The following is a 17,456-nucleotide window of genomic DNA, read 5'->3' on the forward strand; positions in this document are numbered from 1 at the left end:
CATGAGCAACAAAATTTCGTGCGCACGAAAAATGGCCGGTGTCGCCCTCGCGGCCACCATCGGACTATCGCAGCCAGCCATGGCAGGCGGGATTCCCGTTATCGACGTGTCGAGCCTGACCCAGCAGATTTTGCAGGTTCAACACATGCTTAACCAAATCGAGCAACTGAAAAGCCAGCTCGAAACGGCCAACAAGGAGTTGGACAGCATGAGCGGGGTTCGTGGCTTGGGCAACGTCATCGACTCGGCCTATGACACCGCCGTGAACGTCGATCCTAACCAGGTGCTGAGCGACGCCGGCATCAGGGGGGCGAGCGAACACGGCCTGTCCGGTGACGTGGCGGACCTGTACGACAGCGGCAACCAGAACATGGCGACCTGGCTTGGCCAGTCCCAAAAGTCCCTGGAGCAGGCTCAGGAGCGTTTCAGCGAGCTGACCGGCTTAGTGGCTGAGGTCAACAACAGCCCGGACCAGAAAGACATTCTGGACCTCCAAGCCCGTATCGGCGCCGAACAAGTCATGCTGCAAAACGAGATGGCCAAGCTGTCCATGCTCCGTTCGCAGGCCGAGGCCAACCAGGCCATGCAAAACCAGCGCGTGCAGCAGATGCGCGTCGCGTCATCAGGGGAACCGTTCGAACTTGATTGGTAAGGAGGCCTTATGGATGTCAGGAAAATTTCGTGCGTACGAAATATTGCCATTGTGGTTCTGGTCAGCGTTTCGCAGTCCGGGTGCTTTGATGACACCCCGGATACTGGCCCGGTGCAGACCGTGGACTGGTACAAAGCGCATGACAATGAGCGCAAGGTGACCCTGGAGAAATGCGGCAACAACCCTGGCGAACTCCAGGAGACGCCGAATTGCATCAATGCACTCCAGGCAGAACGGGCACTGTCTAGCGGTGAGCCCTTCGAACTTGACCTGTCTAGCCTTAAGAGCGAGGAGGACTCATGAACCTGTTTGAAGGCATGTTCTCCGTCGTTGATCAGGCACTGGACCAGTACATCATCAATACGGCTACTGACCTCATCGCTTACATCACTCCGATGTTTACCAGCATGTTGATCGTCTGGATTGCCATCTGGGGCTATTTGATGATGTTTGGCAAGGTCAGTGAGCCCTTGCAGGAGGGCGTTTTTCGCATCCTTCGCATCGGCTTCATTATGACGCTGGGACTGACGGTCGGTACCTATATGGGCGTCGTGGTGGACGTGCTGGCTCACGGCCCGGAAAAGGTAGCAGCAGTCATCACGGGGGCCAATGGAGGTGCCGCGGCCATTTTGGACAGCCTGTTCTCTCGCGTTCTCGCTGTAGCTGATCAGGCCTGGGATAAAGCGGGGGTCATGAGTGGTGATTTCGGCATGTATTTAGTGGTAATTCTGATCATGGTGTTTGGTGGTGGTGTTGCCATCGTAGTGGCGTTTCTCCTGCTGGCCAGTAAGGTGGCAACGACAGTGCTGCTGGCGATTGGTCCGCTCTTTATCATCGGCCTGCTGTTTAACAGCACCCAACGCTTTTTCGAGAGCTGGCTGGGCATGGTGATCAATTTCGGCATGCTGCTGGTTTTGGGTTCAGCCATTGGGCGCATGATCATTGATGTCAGCGAAGCGTTCATGAACATCGTGGAATCCTCGGCAGGCAGCATGGCCAGTATGACCACAAGCGCCTATCTGATTGCTTTTTTTGCCCTTGGCATCCTTGTGCTGAAGCAGGTGCCGGCCATTGCTTCTGCATTGGGCGGTGGTGTGGCATTGGCAACTCAGGGCGCTCTGGGTTCTGCTATGTCCGCGATGCGTCCCTCAGCAATCCGCCGTCAGTATCGCGGCGTTCAACGTGATGCACGTTTAGCAGGCAGTGCGGCAACCTCTCCTTACCGTGGCGCCAAGTCTGCCTATCGTGCCTACCAGAAGCGTTTCGGTGCTGGCAACACGATGACAGGAGGCTAAGTCATGAATACCAATATCAAGTGGTTAGCTACCTGGCGCGTCCGCTGGGCGCGGGTAAAGCGAGGCGGTGAGCTAGGACTCTCCGGGATGCTACTGGTGGTGGGTATCCTGCTGTCCGTGGCGTTGCTCCCTGAACTACCCGGCTTGGTCAGCGGCACCCTTGCTGGCGATGGTGATACTGCTCGTACCCTGTTTTTCTGTGCGGCAGGCATTGCGGTGTGCGTGCTCCAGTGGCGATGGCGCGCAGCGATATATCCGCAGCTCCGGCGTGATACATCTCAGGAGGAGACCCAGTGAGCTACCGGCGTTTGACACCCGAGGAGATCGAGGACCTGCGAGCTGAGATGCGCGCCGCTGGTGAGTGGTGCAAAGCTGAGCTGGCCAAGCGTAGGCGCGAGCGTTCTAAAACCGAAGCCTCACCACCGGGAGCCGGATCAACCGAGAGTGTTCAAAGTCCCTCCCCTATGTCTAATGGCGAAGCCTCTGGCTCAGCCCAAGGCGGCGAGCAGGTTTGAGACAGGTCCGTGCGTATTACTAATGGCGAAGCCTAATGCGCGCTTCTGTGGCCGTTAACTTCGTTTGAGACGGCAGTCATTTTTCGTGCGTACGAAAAGAATGGATGGGTTTAGAGCTAGGGCAGGATTCGGCAAGTGCTGGCGTATGCCGGCAAACTTGCCTAGCCCACCTCTCAGCGGTGGAGAAAACTGGACTATGCCGAGAGTTGAAGCACGCCTGACAGAAATCGAGAAGAGCGCCTGGACGCAGTTCTGCAAGGCCAACGGCCTACGCGAGTCGGACATGCTGCGGCGAATGATTCAGCGTGTTGCCGGCAGAGCTGTGACTGTAATGGCGGACGACCAAGAGGAAGAAGCTAGGTCCCGAAAGCTCACCATCCGCCTATCACCCACTCAGGAACGCTGGCTAGCACAACGTGCCCAAGAGGAGGGCTATCCCAGCCGTACCAGTTGGGTCACGTCGATGGTTATGGCTGAACTGTATCAAGAGCCCGTGCTGACGGACGCCGAGGTGGCCGTCTTGCGGGAGTCAAACAGGGAATTGCGTGCCATTGGTAAAAACCTGAACCAGGTCGCCAAGGTTTTGAACATCGAATTTCGTGAGAGCGACAAGCTCAAGCGGGAGGCCATCGAGGCGCTGGCCGAGAGAATTGAGCAGCACAAGGACCAGGTGGCCACTCTGCTGTCCAGGAACATGAATCGATGGAGGGATGATGGATAAGCCGGAAGTCGTCGTGCGGATAGTCAGTAATGCATACGATGCGGACCAAGTTGAGAGCGATTTGCTTCGCATCAGTAAGAACGGAACAGTGGAGCTTGAGGACGAAAGCGGCCAGTTCTCTTTCACGGAAGATATGGTCCGTGACTTGGCTAGAGACTGGTCGAGGTTTCAAGGTCTGCAACGCAAGAACTCTCGTTATACTACCAATATCGTTCTGTCGATGCCGGCCGGAACCGACCCGCAGGCGCTAAAAAGGGCCTCCCAGGCGTTCGCCAAGCGGCAGTTTGGTCAGAACTATCAGTATGCCATGGCCCTGCACACGGACACCGACAATCCGCATGTCCAACTTACAGTGCGGAATCTTGGCAATGATGGGCGTCGGTTGCATGTGGCGAAGGGCGACCCGCAGAAGTGGCGGGAGGTCTTTGCAGACGAGCTGGAACGGTGCGGGGTGGAAGCGAAAGCCACATTAAAGGCCACCCGAAGGAGGAAAGATGGGTAGTCTGGCTGACGACACGATTGCTGACCTGCTGGAAGGCCCGGTCAAGAGCAAGGGTGGACGATCCGGCAACCGTGCGCGTGCCCGGCGGGTGGTGAACTATGCGCCCGAGGTCATGGTGAAGATCACCGGTAATGCCAAGGGAGCCGATCATGTCCAGTCCCACCTGGACTATATCAGCCGCAACGGCAATCTGGAGCTCGAGGACGAGCGCGGCGATGTGATCCACGGGAAAGACGAGGTACGGGCCCTGGCCAAGGACTGGTCGCAGGATCAGGGCAAGCGCCGGAAGAACACCCGCGACACCACCAACATCGTCATGTCCATGCCAGCTGGCACTGAGTCGCGTGACGTGAAGAATGCCGTCCGAGCATTCGCCAAACGACAGTTTGGACAGAATCATCAGTATGTCATGGCGCTGCACACCGACACGGACAGCCCCCACGTCCACCTGACGGTGAAGAGCCTGGGCTATGACAGCCGTCGATTGAATATGAAGAAGGGCGACCCGCAGAAGTGGCGAGAGGCCTTCGCGGCGGAGCTGGAGCGCCGAGGGGTGGAAGCCGAGGCGACACCACGCGCCACCCGTGGCGTGATAAAGAGGGGCGTTAGCCAAGTGGTACGCCACATCCGCGGAAAAGGCCAGACGCCACAGGTAGACCAGGCGAAGGTCCGAGAGATTGTCGAAGACTTACGCCACCAGCAGGCCGGCAAAGCACCGAAACCGCGGCCTTGGGAGGATCGCATCAAGGAACGCCAGACCTACGTTCGCAAAGCCTGGCTGACGGTGGCCAAGGCCTTGGCCCATAGCCGCAACCCTGATGACCAGGAGCTGGCCAAGCGCATCGCTGCGTTTGTAGGCTCCATGCCGCCGATGAAGGCTGAGCGCCACGAGCTCCAGGAAAAGGTCGCTGGGCGGCTACAGCATGCTCAAGCGCACCAGGGGAGAGAGAAGGGCAAAGATCAGGATCATCAAGACGAACGGTAATATGGAGCGGTAGAACGACTGTTAATGAATCGAGTCACTTGACCAGCTAGGTGGGATAGCTGGGTTGATAACGTAAAGAAGACTGGGTAAGCTGAGGCTAAGCCTAGCAACTTAGGCCCTTGTGGCCTACGAGGCATGAGTCATGCCTTGCAATGAAACGGTGAACAGCTCGAGGTTTCGCTGGCATCTTCTTTGGAGCCCAGCCGAAGTCTCGGCTGGGCTCCAAAGAAGATGCCAGCGCGCTTAGGTAGGCTATGTCAAAAATCACAGATAGCACTTACTATAGAGCTATTTCGCCTATAAAAAATGCAGTTAATAAGGGCCGAGTGATACCGTTAGGTGGTACTCCTCGGCTCTTTTTTTTGTGCGGAGCAAATGGTCATGATGGAAATGTGTCTTATAGGAGGAAGCAAGTTCACGACTTTTTGTTAAAAAATGTAGAGAATGCCCAAGTCATAATAGCGGAAAAATTCTTTGATGAATATAGAAGAAATAGCAGAGAGAAGAATGCTTTAGATTTTGAGCATGTTTTAACTAAGGTGTCTGAAAAAGTAATAATAATAATGGAAAGCCCAAGTGCAATATGTGAGCTTGGCGCGTTTGCACATCATGAGCTGCGGCACAAACTGATTGTTATTAATGACTCTAGCTTTAAAGACTCGCCATCTTTTATAAATACAGGCCCTTTAGAAGCTGTTCGAGAGTGCTCGGATGAAAATAGGGTGCTCTGGTATAAAATGTACCATGGAGATGTTGAAGGTAAAGATGGAGTTGCCGCTGTTTTTCATGATCTCAATAGTTTGGTTGAAAACCCCTCTGTGGCCAGTAAAAGAATTCCTTGTGAAGATCTTGATCCTTCTAATGAGATTACAGCGAAAACAGCGTTGTTCGTTCATGACCTAATTTTTATGATGAGAGAAGTTAAATACAAGAGCCTGATTAACGCTGTTAAAATAGTGTTTGGCGAAAGCAAAAAATATGACAATGTTAAAAAAATACTTACAATTCTTATTTCATTGGGCTTTATAGCCTACGAAGATCGTTTTTCAAAGATAAAGAGCGTGCGCGGCAAGGCCTTTTTTAGATATTCGGATGATGACGGAGTTATGAGAAAAGGGTTCTTTCTTGATGGCTTGAAGCAAAGAATGAGAGCTTGATTGTTATGTCAATCATTTCCGAGGTAAGCCGAGAACTCGACATGGCAGAGGATTCCTTTAGGGAGCAAATACGTCTTGCCCGTGGCAAGATAAAGCATATTAAAATAAAGAAGAAAAATGGTAAGGGTTTTAGGAGGATTGTAATCCCACCTTGGGAGTTTAAAATTGTTCAGTACTGGACCATTTTAAATTATTTAAGGGATGTTAAGATTCATCGTTCAGCAACTGCTTTTCATGAAGGCGCATCCATTCGTACCAATGCCCTTTGTCATCGAAAAGGGAATTATTTTGTTAAGATGGATCTCTCTGATTTTTTCCCCTCTGTTGGGGTGGATGACTTTAAGAATGCATTGTATAAATATCATCCGGGATTTGTCTGGCTCGAAAAGGAGCTTTCTGATAGTGAGTTTGTAGACTCTATGTTCCACAAAGGTGTTTGTGCGATAGGCTTTCCCGCTTCACCATATATAGCCAATATATGCATGATTGAGCTTGATGAGCTTATTGAGAGCAAGCTGAAAAATAACGTGGAGAGGTTTGGAAGATTTTCTTACACTAGATATGCTGATGATTTAACTATATCTATTGAAAGGAAAGGGTTTAAGAGGGAAGTGGAAGGAGTGGTGTATGAAGCAGTAAGAGAGGCATCTTTAAAAAATATTAAGGTTAATAAGGAGAAGACGAAGTACGGAAGCAAAAGTGGTGGGTCTGCGTTTGTTACTGGGATGAGGATTTGTAAGGATGGCCATATAACACTGCATAGGAAGTACAAGGATCATGTAAGACTATTGCTTTCCCTTTATAGCAAAGGAAAGCTGAAGCCTGAAGATAAGGGTAAGCTTTTGGGGCATCTGAATTATTGTAAATCCTCAGATCCTGAGTTTTACAATAAGCTTGTCCTTAAGTACTTTCAATCCATTGAAAGATTAAGAGTCTCAAGTGGTTGACTTTATTTTGTTTTGCGCTTGTTCTGGTAAAGAAGAGGTTAAAGTTAAGTTTGTATTACTGGAGCTCCCGTACGCCTATTGACGCCCGCCGGGCTGGCCGAACTGCGTCGGGATATGGCTGAGGCGTCCGCGTGGGCTGAGCTGAAACGGAGAAGAACAGGTAAATAACCAGGTTCCCCTCATTGGTGCTCAACCGCGGCTACAGCAGCTTCCGCCTCAGTCTTTAGCTTGAATCACCCCATAGCTTCAGAAATCGTCTGCTTCCAGTCCTGTTCCATTATAATTTGGAATCGAATCGGTTCGTCTTGGCCCTCAAGCTCAAGCTGGCCGACTTCTGCCGAGACATCGGCATATCGGGTCAGCAGCTCAAATAGTTTGCGCTTGTACTCGGTATCATCATTACCTTTCAGGTGGTCGCCTTTCGTTTCCAGCACCGAGAAACGGAACTTGCCATTTTCGGTGCCATGCACACAGGCTAGTAGATCAGGATATACTTTATGTTTCTGCCAGCCTTGTAGGCCATAGGAGCGCTGGTTTACGGCGATACGGTGCCACCAATGCACACATTGGTGCTCATCCAGATACCAGGCCGTGTTCTTTTCCAGGTCATTGAACTCCTTCTGATAGACCTTCTCGAAAAGATTCTTTTCCAGCGGCTCGCCATTTTTCCGGTATAGCAGTGGGTCAACATCGGAAACGTCGATTTCCAGTGTTTCGGCAATTTTCCAGTTCAAGGCAGGGTCATTGGACGACACCAGTCGCAAGGCAATCTCACCGCTTTCCAGCTTGGCGCGGAACAGCGATTCCGCCATCGCGTTCACCTGCTCACGCAAATCCGCCTTCATGGACTGTACTAGGTCCAACCGATTGATATAAATCTGCTCATTGGTGACGCCCTTGGCACGCAAGGCATCCAGGGTTTCATCCAGCAAGCGCATGCCCTGCCAGGGGTTGGGCACTACGTCCAGCAATTGGCGTACCAGATAGGGAACATCCAGCCCTTCCTCTGGCATAACGTCAATATCTTCCTGTTCCAGGTCAAATACTGTCTGCCCGGCGTTCTTCGCTTTTCGGTCGATAGTGACGCGAGCTACCGTGCGTTGCAGCTTGTCGCTATCTATAGCTGCCTTGTTGGCTGCTAGAAATTGCAAGGCACCCCAATCCAGAGCGCCTAACACATCCCGCTCATAATCCAACGCGCGATAACCGTCCGAAGCATCGGCATCCTGATGCAAAACGCGCGGCAGAAAGATTGGTGGTAGTCCGGAAAACTTATTATTCCGGTTGATGATCTCCCGGCGCATATTAGGGGACTCTCCGCTCCCCGTGTTGACCGCTTTGACGCTGGAAACCAGGTCAGCCATACCTTCATCTTCCAGTCCCTTGCGTACACTATTTACAGCTTTTGTGACGTCTTGATCGAAGGTGAAGACGTAACACTCATCTAGCGCTTCCACACCGGTTGCTTGGGCATGAGGCTGGCGCAATACGCGTCCAATCATCTGGGTCAATGCCGTGGTTGCAGTAGTGCGGGATAAAATTGTCAATACATAGGCGAAGGGGCAGTCCCAACCTTCGCGTAATGCATCCTTTGTGATAATGAAGCGCACCGGAGAAGTGGACGACAGAAGGTCTTCTCCCGCCAGCTCATCATCACTTGATGTCTTGAGGCGGATATGTTCTTCTTTCACCCCAAGTTGATCACGCAGGTATTTTCGGGCATCTTCAGCGTGCACAAATCCGGCATCGCGCTGCTCCTTACCGGTGCGTTCCACGCGCACCAGCACAATGGGGCGAATATAACGGCCAGATTCGCTTTGGAATACAAGCCCCGCCTGTTCCAGCTCTTGCTGTTTGGCGTGGGCCAATGACAATGTGTGTTTCCAGCCGCCCTTGCCCTCGTTGATAACATTGATCGGCAGCTTGATCATTTCCTCGTCTTTGAGATCTGTCCCCGGTACATTCACCAGAACATTGGACTGATGTTTGCTGTTGGTATTGGGGGTCGCGGAAAGCTCCAGGATAAAACGCGGATTAAAGCCTGCCAGGGTATCGCGAGCAGTATCAGAATAGGCCTTATGGCCTTCGTCGATGACCACCACCGGGCGCACCAGTCGCAGCACATTACCCAGGCTTTGCTTGACCGAGGCGGAACCTGGCACAACGCCGTCACCGTATCCCAGATCAGCCAGGTCATTCTGATCCAGGTTGGGCACCTGTTGCAGGAGGGCCTCGATAGCTTCATTGTCGTCTTCCAGCGGGAAGAAAGAGGTGAAGCGTCCACTGTCACGGAACAGCCGCAGCGTTTCCTTGGACTTGCGTGCTGCCGAGGGCAGCATCAGCAGCATGACACACAATTGCCCCTCCACATCCGTGCGGGTAAAGGCGTCGCCCTTTTCCAGCAGCTTCACCCGTCCGCCAGAAGCACGCTCTAGCATTTGCCGGTAGGCGTGTTCCCGGTTGGCCAACTGCTTCCAGGTTTGCCGGTAAATCGCCTCCGAAGGCACCACCCACAGCACCAACCCTGTCTGGCGTTTAAAATAATCGGTCTGCACCCGCTCCAGCGCCGCAGTGGCCAGTAGTGTCTTGCCGCCGCCGGTGGGCACCTTCAGGCAGATGTTCGGAATCGACAGTCCCAGGCCGTCATGGCGCGACAGATAAGGAGCTACCACGGGATTGCCATTCTGATAGAGGTAGGGCAACAAGCGTTCGGTGTTGAGTTGCTCCCAGGCCTCCCGGCAGTAATCACCCAAGGTGGTCGCCTTGCCCTTGCTCTTCTGGAACTCAACGAAGTCTTCCGACTCTTCTCGTTGCTCAGCCAGCACCGTGAGGTAGCGATCCAGCTTACCGAGTACGCCTTGCTGGTATTCTTTAAGTTCCATGCTCACTCCCCCAGAATCCGATGGACGGCATAGGGCAACTGACAGAATTCGATGCGCCGTGCGGTCAGCTCCTTCTGACTCATGAACTTGGCTACTGCGAAGACAATGGCACGCTTGCCACCCTTATTGCCCTGCTCAATCGCCGTCACCCGTTCGGCATTCAGCGCTGCTTCGTTGGAGCGTAGCCATTCTTTGTCCGGCTGGTAGAACAGGTGTACCCGGAACAGATCAGTCTCGCCAATCAAGCCATCGGGTGCGGGTTTGCCGACTTTCTCCAGTGACTGCCCGGTGGCGGTGTAGAACACATAGCGGGCTAGCGCCTCGAAGCCAGGCATATCCTTACCGGTTAGCAGACTTTCAACATCAATGAGCTCGCCTAGGGTGCAATAGGTGAAACTGCCACCCAGTCCAGGCGCAGTTTTCTCCACCTTGCGCTCACCGGTGACGGTGAGCACACCATCCTTGATCTGTTTTTTGATCTTGTCGTACTCGTGAGCATGTAGGTTCTCGATGGATTCTACCTGGTCCATCACCTTCCTATGCTTTTTCTCGTTACCGAAAGTACTCCAGGTGATATTTTCCCGATGCAACTCCTCGCGTTGAGTTCCGGTGTACGGGTAGCCATTGATAACTCGACGAACACGTTCGGCAGTGAGAGTGTCGGCGTAGTCTTCGCACTCAATCAAGATAAATCGTCGACTTCCCTTGTCACTCTTATTTGCCGAAATAACCGCATGACCTGTTGTTCCACTGCCTGCGAAAGAATCTAAAACAATTGAGTTCTCAGAGGTTGATATTTGGATTGCTCTTTCAACTAATTCGTGAGGTTTAGGCGCATGAATGCCCAGGGTTTCACGTTCATTAAAGATCTGCATGAGTAATTTCTTTGAGTTTTCCGTACTTCCTACTTCGGATGCCATCCAAAGCGTATTGGGAACTACACTCTTAAATTCGCTCTCTAAAGGGATGACCCTAGGCCGGCCATTACCTCCTTTTGGCCAGTAAATACGTCCTTCTTTTTTAAGGCGCTCAAACTCTTCCTCGGTAGCTCCCCAGCACCGACCTTTGGGAGGTTCTAGTGTAATTCCGGTAGGGGTTTTTATGGGATAAACTTGATTTTTTCTATAACCTTGCGCAGAAAAGGGGATGGTGTCAGAGCTATTTGAACCATCGGTATCATCAGATCTAATGTTGATTAGATTTCTTCTGAGCTTCCAGGTGTCAGGGAGCCCTTTTGTATAAAGTAAAATGTGGTCAATGCTAGGAGACAATGGAGCCCTGTTTTCTCTTGATGTTCTTTTTTGCCAAGCAAGTTGGCCTACAAAGCTATCTTCACCAAATATCTCATCAATTATCTTTCTGGCATGATGAATTTCATTGTCATCAAGAGTAATCCACAAGCTCCCATTTTCAGAAAGGAGCTCATACAGCAGATTCAACCTTGGCCACATCATGCTGAGCCATTTGTCATGTCTTTCAAGGTCGTCTTTATCGACTGGGTTGGCTGATTTCTTCAGCCATTCCTTCATCAGTGGCGAACGCACATTGTCATTGTAGCACCACCCTTCTTCACCTGTGTTATAGGGGGGGTCAATGAAAATACAGTCTACCTTACCTGCATGGGTAGGCAACAGTGACTTGAGCGCTTCTAGGTTGTCGCCATGAATGATCAGATTGTCATCTAGCGAAGGCTTCTTGCCCTCAGCAGGCAGGGATTTTTCCGGCACCACCTGCAATTCACGAAATGGCACTCCGAGGTGGTGGGAATAGATAAACTGCTTACCCTTGAACTCAAGCGTGGGCATTAAAGACTCCTGATCCAATCGAAGCACGCTTTGAAAGCGGGCATCTGCTGTTCAATTTCTGCTGCGCTCATGGCGCGCAACTGCTGTTCCTGTTCCATAATGGCGTCTTCGCCTTTGTCGTCCGCTCCGGTCACCTGCTCGATGCAGCCTTGTGGCCAGGCCCAGACCCGGGCGTCTTTCAGGGTTTCATGGCTGCCTTGGGCAATGTCTTGGCCTTCATCATCCGATGCAAAGCAGGCCCAAATATCTGCTGCGCTCCATTGATTGCATTTTTGCGGTAGCCCATTGCCACTCAGGGTAAAACCATGCTCTGGTCGCAACCTGCGCAAGGTTGCCTTGGCAGCGGCCATATCAGCTCCATCGCGCTCTAATAGACCACTCTTCCTGGCATTGGTATAGGCAAAGTCCAGATCAGCTATGGCACAGGCACGAATGTCCATGGCACTCAGAATGGACAAAGCCTTGGCAAAATTGTTACAACCACCGACGGAAACAAAGGTAATGTGATCCAGGTCGGGCGAACGCTGGTAAAGCTGCTCGTAGGCCAGCGGCAATAGCCTTCGATCCGTTTTTCCTTCACAGAGAATCACTCGGTCTGCAAAATAGATATCCACTAGATTTCCCAGTTCAAACAGGGTTTGTGACTGGCTCTCAGCGTCTTCAATGGCATCTTGAACAGCTTGATTAAGTGGCTTGCGAGCTGTGACTCCATCATCAACTGTATTGCCCACAATCACTGTATTGGGCGCATTGTCACGGCTCAACATAAGCGGGGAGTGGGTGGAAAATATCACCTGAAAACCTGCGCTGGAAAGCGTCTTCAAGGCCTCGCGCAGTCGTCGCACACCTTGAGGATGCAAATATAGTTCTGGCTCATCAATCAGCAGTAGCCGACGGGAAAGCTGATCATCCTCAGCGCGACGCACATCCGCCAAATAGCGGATCAAGGCCATTTGTATGGCACGCTGGGCACCGGTACCCATCTGATCAAAGCGGCGCCGGTCACCGCTGACCATATCGGTGACGTGCAAGTCTCCTGCCTTGAAAAACTCCTTAATGTCTACCACTTGCAAATCTAGATCCAACGCCAGACCAGGGAAGAAACTTTCCAGCGCATCGGTGGCACTGGTGTCGAACTGCTGCAAATGGTCGGAGCGTTGCTCTCCGCCCGTGGTCAGCACATTGCGAATGGTATCGAGCGCAGTAGTAAGCTCATCATGGGCTGCCAACAAAGGCTTCATGATCTCATCCAGCAGCCCTTTGATCGTTGTTCCGGTTTTGGCCTTGCCTAGATCTTCACCAATATCATGCATAGCCAACACATGAAGCGGCTCAGGTAACAAGGCCGAGACGGCTTGAGGGAGTCCGGTAGGGTAGGTCTGCCAGTGCTCGGGAACGCCATCTTGTGGGCATTCATCCACACTCCAGACTTCCTGGTCCTTAGACCTAGTGTTAGTTGCGGTGACCCGAATCCAGAGCCTTCCATCCCTGCAGTAAGGCTCAATCGCCTGACGATGCCTGTCATGGGGAATCCGATCCAGTACTTCGGAATCAATACCATCAATACAGGCTGCAACGGAGACAGGTTTTTCCTCGTCATAAAAATCGGAGGACTTTAGATTGCTTGGCTTCAACACCCAGCGAATGGCTTCCAGTATCGTGGACTTTCCAGCATTGTTCTGCCCTACCAGCGGGGTATAGCTGTCCAGCGGCAAGGTGATATTTCGGCAAGCTCTGAAATTCTCAATATGAATGCAGCTAACGCGATGCATTGATGGCTCCCTGTCGTTCCCATTCGTTGTTATAAGGAGAGAAACCCATGAGCCCAGCATGGTTCTCGGTTAGTTTTTATCCCAGAGAAGGCAGCCACTGGCGAGCTGTGTGCACTACACTCAGTACCCTGACCTGCATCCCCACAACGTCATAGACCAACATATAGCTGGGGTGAACAACCAGCTCTCGGGATCCAGGAGCACGGCCTGGCCGTCCACTGTCAGGGTGGCCTACCAGCTGTGCCGCCTCCTCTGAAAACAGTTCATCCAACGTCAATGCTGCCAGCGGATTCTCTGGTTCTATATACTCGTAAATATCGTCACGATCCTGTATCGCCTCTGGCGTCCAGACCAGCTCCATCATTTAGACTTCGCCAGACGAGCACGGGTAGCCGCACGGCGGGCAGCAGACCTGGCTTCGACATCGGCGGCAGGTATCAGATTACCAGCTTCTGCCGAGGCCCGTGATTGCTCCACCTTGGCAATCAGCCAGGCATCATAATCCTGCGCTTCCTGCTGCTGCGCTACATAGTTGCGCATAAAGTCGCGTAGAAGCTGTGCCCCGGTACGATCGTGAGCCTTGGCTGCACTGGCAAATTCTGCTTTCAGGCCTTCATCGACCCGAAAGGTGAAGGTAGCATCACTCATGACACCGTCCTCATGTGTTACACGGTAACCACAGGATAGCACGGAAGGTATGCCATGCATCCACTCGCATCCGCCCTGAACAAGTACACCACCGGTACACACACCAGCTTCGTGTGCTATCCTCAACCTTCGCTAAGTTACTGATTCCAAAGAACTGTACCTTTCGCTTGATTACGATTGCTTTTCCTTGAGTATCAGTAACATATTGATTTAAAAGCGAACTCATAATCCCTTGGTCGCTGGTTCGAGTCCAGCTGGGCCCACCAATGAGTGAAGCCTGAGAGGAAGGTGATTTTGGAAGGGGCAGGGCTGTTCGACCGGCCGGTATTCTGTACCGACTCTTTCATCCGACCCTCCTCCCACTGCTCCAGGTAGCTGTGCAGATGACCAGACTTGCGACACTGAATTGTGCCGGCGGCGCGATCATCTTGTACTTGGCATGCATGTGCCAGAGGGGGAGGCGCGATACACACCTATGAATTCGGCAACTTCGCCGATGTTCAGTATCTCGTCTGTCATGTTGCCCCCAGAAACAAAAAAGCCCGCGCTGCAGCGGGCGGTGTCGTGGTCTGATTACTACATCGTGAACTGGACTGCGTTTGTCAGAATCTGATCTGGTCCCAGCTGATGTTTTTTTCCTTTCCAATATAGTCAAGGCTCTTCTCGCAGCCTTCGATGCTCTCACTAAGGAACTCGACGATGTATTCTCCGTTTGGGAGGCGTTCCTTGACTCGGCAGTTGATGTGTCGGCCCTGACGGTCAAGCACGAAAAACTGTTCTTCTCCCACTTGCAGATGCTTAGCCTTGTCCAACGGCTCATCCGCCATCATGATGTCTTTGTCTGCCATATTGCCGCTTCTCCGGCCTGTGCGTGATCTCGAAGCTCATTGTCCGCATGGGCCTCTTCCTTCGCTCAGGCAAGGCCTACCTGGCGTTATCGCCATAGCCGCCTGAATCGTGTCGCAAGGCGCGTGCGGGCCTATACACCTAGAGTAACACTAGGTGGCATCACCCGACATGGCTTTGCGATCCTCGCAGCGGCGGTGATCATCACATCTGCCCTATGAGCCTGCCCGATACGGGCCGAGCGATAGCACGACGCCGATGTCGATGAGCATGGTTCCTCCTCGGCTTGGCTTTTGCAATCGGCGCATTCACGGCCAAAGTCCACGCAGGTTGGGGGCGGGTTCTTGGCCTGGCGGTGACATGTTCCAGAGACTCGTTTGCCGTGTCTTTTATGATCTTTGCGGCTTGTTCGTATTCGTTTTCGTGGGCGTTGTCTGTGTTGAGCAAGAATTGCGCTTGCAAACGTTTTGGCGGCATCGAATCGGATGGTTTTGGCCCGGCGCATGAGGGAGGAGGTGGGTAAGCCCGTTTGTACCTTTTACACTGCTTCTGCTGGTAGTGCCGTGGCTAATGTCGGGGATCGTGAATGGTATTGGCCATCGCCTGCGCAGAGTCTCGAGCTGATAGTGCTTATCGAGCCGGGTTCGTCAGACTGGTGGCTGGGTCTAGGCGAAACTCGGTTGGCAGGGTGTGCCCCTGAAACTACCTGTTTCGGAATGCATCTCTTTCGGTTGATCAATCTCCGCCAGCCGGGGCCGGCTCTGTTTCTGCGCTGGCGGCACGCCACCGGTGGGTGGTCAAAAGGTCTGAACGAGGCATGTGCTGCTGCTCGATAGATGTTTTGGTAATGATGTGCTTGTCTGCTGTATATGGCTGTTAATGAAGTAACTTCACTAGACCGGTCATTGAGGGTTACCTGACGTTTCCTGGGGTTACTAAACGACACTTCTTTTGGTTTGAGTGGCAGGGGTTGGTATAGGTTGCCTGTCTTTTAAATCAAATGAAAAGGTGGTTGTCGTGAAGGTATCATCCTATATAGACGAAAGGAAGAGTAGGTTCGCCTCTCACTCCTTCTTTGGTTTTCTTTATGATTCTTCTGTATCGGTTGAAAGGCGGATTTCGTTTCTCCCGCGCCTTTCACACTTTGTGATGAGTTTTGCCGATATAAGCCAATATATATTGCCTTTTGAATCACCGGAAAACGACCTGGAGCGAGCTATAAATGTCCACTCAGAGGAGGATGCGAATCATTGGCAGTGGTTCATCAATGATCTGAAACGTATGGAGAAAAGCAGTGGAGGCTTGCTGACTGATCATATATTGTTTCTTTGGTCGGGTGAGAATAAAAATGGGAGGCTGCTAACGTACAAGTTGATAAGTCTCATAGCGGGCCAGCCGGCCAAGGTGAGGCTGGTGGCTGTTGAGGTCATGGAGGCGGCCGGGAACGTATTTTTTGAAGCTCTCGCCGATGTCACCAAAGAGATAAGTCCCGCTATGGAGTATTGTGGAGAGCTTCACCTCAGTCATGAAACTGGGCATACCATAGGTAGCGACGAGGAGCTGGTTGATGCAGTCGAGTATTCGCCAGAAGAGATGAAGCAAGTCCGGGCGATCATAGATGATGGGTTCTTGGCCTTCGAGAACTTCTTCACCGAGCTGGAAGAAAATACCAGGCCACGCTGAAATGGGCCGGCATTCCGAGCCTGATGACCGTTACCCTCGTCGAAGGGCAGCGGTCGAGCTCCCGCGCAGCGACAGGCGGTTGATGGTGCGGATCATACCCGGAGGGGCTTTCTGGCGGTGACGGTTGCGGCAAGCACAGGGTAGCCGCTCGATGCGTCGGCAGGGGCTTGGTCTTGGCCAGGAACTCCATGTCAATTTTCTGAACTTTCGGCAGTGCCAGGCGGTATTATAGGTTGTGTGACCTTTTGGATCTTTCCCTTTCCATCTCGCAGGCACTCAAATGATAAAAGGTTTCATTATCTGCTTTGCGTTTCTGGTGGTACAGCTGATGGTATTGAGTCACATCGACAATCGGCAAAATCAGGCGTCCCGGGATGTCCGGCCATCGTCCCCTGTGGTGTATAGCTCTCATCGTGAGGAGAAGGAAGAAGTGGACAAGAAAGATATGGCCTGAGCCTGAGTAGCCACGATGCTTGGTCCCTCTGGGCCTCATCGAGGGGTAAGGCCTGAAGCCTGAAGGTGCTGTTCGTTCACGTGACCATCTGGTAGCCACGCGTTTCTCGACGATTGGGGAAAATTGATATGTTTTTCACTCTATTATTGGCCACGTTGGGGATCGCCATCGTCGTTTCCATGGTGGTCGTGCTGTTATTCAACAAGCCGGTCGGCAAAATCCTCTCGCGGATCGTCAAGGACGAGATCAGCGGCGCTTGGCATCGGTACATTACCTTCGCCGGTTTCGTTGTCGGTGTATCAGGTGGCGTCAGAATCTATGACCTGGAGCGATACATCAATGCTCGCGACCAGAACGTTGACGCTTTGGCGTTGACCGCGGAGCGTTGGACGCTGGAAGTCTATCGAACCATCATCGAAACGCTGCAAAGCATTGCCTGGATGTATCTGCTCGTGTTCATCGTGGCCCTGATCGCCTACGTGATCGTTCGGGGATTGGAGTTACGGCGTGGACGGGATGATGCCTAGGCGTACTCGCAGCCTGCACGCGTCTTGCTGACGTCGAAACGCCCTCGATCAGCATGGTCGTGGCG

Annotated in this window: 17 protein-coding genes; 11 read left to right on the forward strand and 6 right to left on the reverse strand. The window is 52.4% G+C overall.

Annotated features, from left to right (window positions below; genetic code table 11):
• Position 1: 1 nt before the first annotated feature.
• The 9 genes from HSDC_RS00340 to HSDC_RS16295 all read left to right on the forward strand — a co-directional run bounded on the left by HSDC_RS00340 (position 2) and on the right by HSDC_RS16295 (position 6,774).
• On the forward strand, positions 2-652 hold the full coding sequence (locus HSDC_RS00340) for a TrbJ/VirB5 family protein (RefSeq protein ID WP_064697945.1): 651 nt from the start codon (positions 2-4) through the stop codon (positions 650-652).
• Positions 653-661: 9 nt separating this feature from the next.
• Positions 662-955, forward strand: coding sequence for an EexN family lipoprotein (locus HSDC_RS00345; RefSeq protein WP_064697946.1), 294 nt, complete (start codon positions 662-664; stop codon positions 953-955).
• Positions 952-1,947 (forward strand): TrbL/VirB6 family protein, encoded by a 996-nt coding sequence (locus HSDC_RS00350; protein WP_064697947.1) that lies wholly within the window; start codon positions 952-954, stop codon positions 1,945-1,947. The genes HSDC_RS00345 and HSDC_RS00350 overlap by 4 nt, the downstream gene beginning before the upstream one ends.
• 3 nt (positions 1,948-1,950) lie before the next feature.
• A complete protein-coding gene (locus tag HSDC_RS00355) occupies positions 1,951-2,244 on the forward strand; it encodes a hypothetical protein (RefSeq protein WP_064697948.1) in 294 nt (97 codons plus the stop codon).
• A 414-nt stretch (positions 2,245-2,658) separates the two neighbouring features.
• A complete protein-coding gene (gene mobC, locus HSDC_RS00360; protein ID WP_064697949.1) occupies positions 2,659-3,183 on the forward strand; it encodes a plasmid mobilization relaxosome protein MobC in 525 nt (174 codons plus the stop codon).
• The gene (locus HSDC_RS00365) at positions 3,173-3,685 is read left to right on the forward strand and encodes a relaxase/mobilization nuclease domain-containing protein (protein ID WP_244534390.1); all 513 of its coding nucleotides are present in this window, start codon (positions 3,173-3,175) and stop codon (positions 3,683-3,685) included. The genes mobC and HSDC_RS00365 overlap by 11 nt, the downstream gene beginning before the upstream one ends.
• On the forward strand, positions 3,678-4,670 hold the full coding sequence (locus HSDC_RS00370) for a relaxase/mobilization nuclease domain-containing protein (RefSeq protein WP_064697951.1): 993 nt from the start codon (positions 3,678-3,680) through the stop codon (positions 4,668-4,670). The genes HSDC_RS00365 and HSDC_RS00370 overlap by 8 nt, the downstream gene beginning before the upstream one ends.
• Before the next feature lie 254 nt (positions 4,671-4,924).
• Positions 4,925-5,827, forward strand: a complete 903-nt coding sequence (locus tag HSDC_RS16595) for a retron St85 family effector protein (RefSeq protein WP_137055144.1) — start codon at positions 4,925-4,927, stop codon at positions 5,825-5,827.
• 5 nt (positions 5,828-5,832) lie between these two features.
• Positions 5,833-6,774 carry a retron St85 family RNA-directed DNA polymerase gene (locus HSDC_RS16295; protein ID WP_073292018.1) on the forward strand — a complete coding sequence of 314 codons (942 nt, stop codon included), beginning with the start codon at positions 5,833-5,835 and terminating at the stop codon, positions 6,772-6,774.
• Positions 6,775-7,007: 233 nt separating this feature from the next.
• Here the strand turns inward: HSDC_RS16295 and HSDC_RS00375 are convergent, their stop codons facing one another.
• The 6 genes from HSDC_RS00375 to HSDC_RS00400 all read right to left on the reverse strand — a co-directional run bounded on the left by HSDC_RS00375 (position 7,008) and on the right by HSDC_RS00400 (position 14,729).
• Positions 7,008-9,656 carry a DEAD/DEAH box helicase gene (locus tag HSDC_RS00375; RefSeq protein ID WP_064697952.1) on the reverse strand — a complete coding sequence of 883 codons (2,649 nt, stop codon included), beginning with the start codon at positions 9,654-9,656 and terminating at the stop codon, positions 7,008-7,010.
• Positions 9,657-9,658: 2 nt separating this feature from the next.
• A complete protein-coding gene (locus HSDC_RS00380; protein WP_064697953.1) occupies positions 9,659-11,461 on the reverse strand; it encodes a site-specific DNA-methyltransferase in 1,803 nt (600 codons plus the stop codon).
• Positions 11,461-13,233 carry an ATP-dependent nuclease gene (locus HSDC_RS00385; protein ID WP_064697954.1) on the reverse strand — a complete coding sequence of 591 codons (1,773 nt, stop codon included), beginning with the start codon at positions 13,231-13,233 and terminating at the stop codon, positions 11,461-11,463. Before HSDC_RS00385 ends, HSDC_RS00380 begins: the two co-directional genes overlap by 1 nt.
• A 76-nt stretch (positions 13,234-13,309) precedes the next feature.
• Positions 13,310-13,597 (reverse strand): type II toxin-antitoxin system RelE/ParE family toxin, encoded by a 288-nt coding sequence (locus HSDC_RS00390; protein WP_211612764.1) that lies wholly within the window; start codon positions 13,595-13,597, stop codon positions 13,310-13,312.
• Positions 13,594-13,881: a CopG family ribbon-helix-helix protein gene (locus HSDC_RS00395; protein ID WP_064697955.1), complete on the reverse strand. Its 288-nt coding sequence runs from the start codon at positions 13,879-13,881 to the stop codon at positions 13,594-13,596. Before HSDC_RS00395 ends, HSDC_RS00390 begins: the two co-directional genes overlap by 4 nt.
• 602 nt (positions 13,882-14,483) lie before the next feature.
• A complete protein-coding gene (locus HSDC_RS00400) occupies positions 14,484-14,729 on the reverse strand; it encodes a hypothetical protein (RefSeq protein ID WP_064697956.1) in 246 nt (81 codons plus the stop codon).
• A gap of 1,015 nt (positions 14,730-15,744) precedes the next feature.
• Between HSDC_RS00400 and HSDC_RS16600 the strand changes: the two genes are divergently transcribed.
• Together HSDC_RS16600 and HSDC_RS00410 are read left to right on the forward strand one after the other, a co-directional pair.
• Positions 15,745-16,410 carry a hypothetical protein gene (locus tag HSDC_RS16600; protein ID WP_137055146.1) on the forward strand — a complete coding sequence of 222 codons (666 nt, stop codon included), beginning with the start codon at positions 15,745-15,747 and terminating at the stop codon, positions 16,408-16,410.
• 582 nt (positions 16,411-16,992) lie between these two features.
• Positions 16,993-17,391: a hypothetical protein gene (locus HSDC_RS00410; protein WP_064697958.1), complete on the forward strand. Its 399-nt coding sequence runs from the start codon at positions 16,993-16,995 to the stop codon at positions 17,389-17,391.
• The last annotated feature ends 65 nt before the right edge of the window (positions 17,392-17,456 follow it).

Source organism: Halomonas caseinilytica (assembly GCF_001662285.1).
Classification (GTDB): domain Bacteria; phylum Pseudomonadota; class Gammaproteobacteria; order Pseudomonadales; family Halomonadaceae; genus Halomonas; species Halomonas caseinilytica.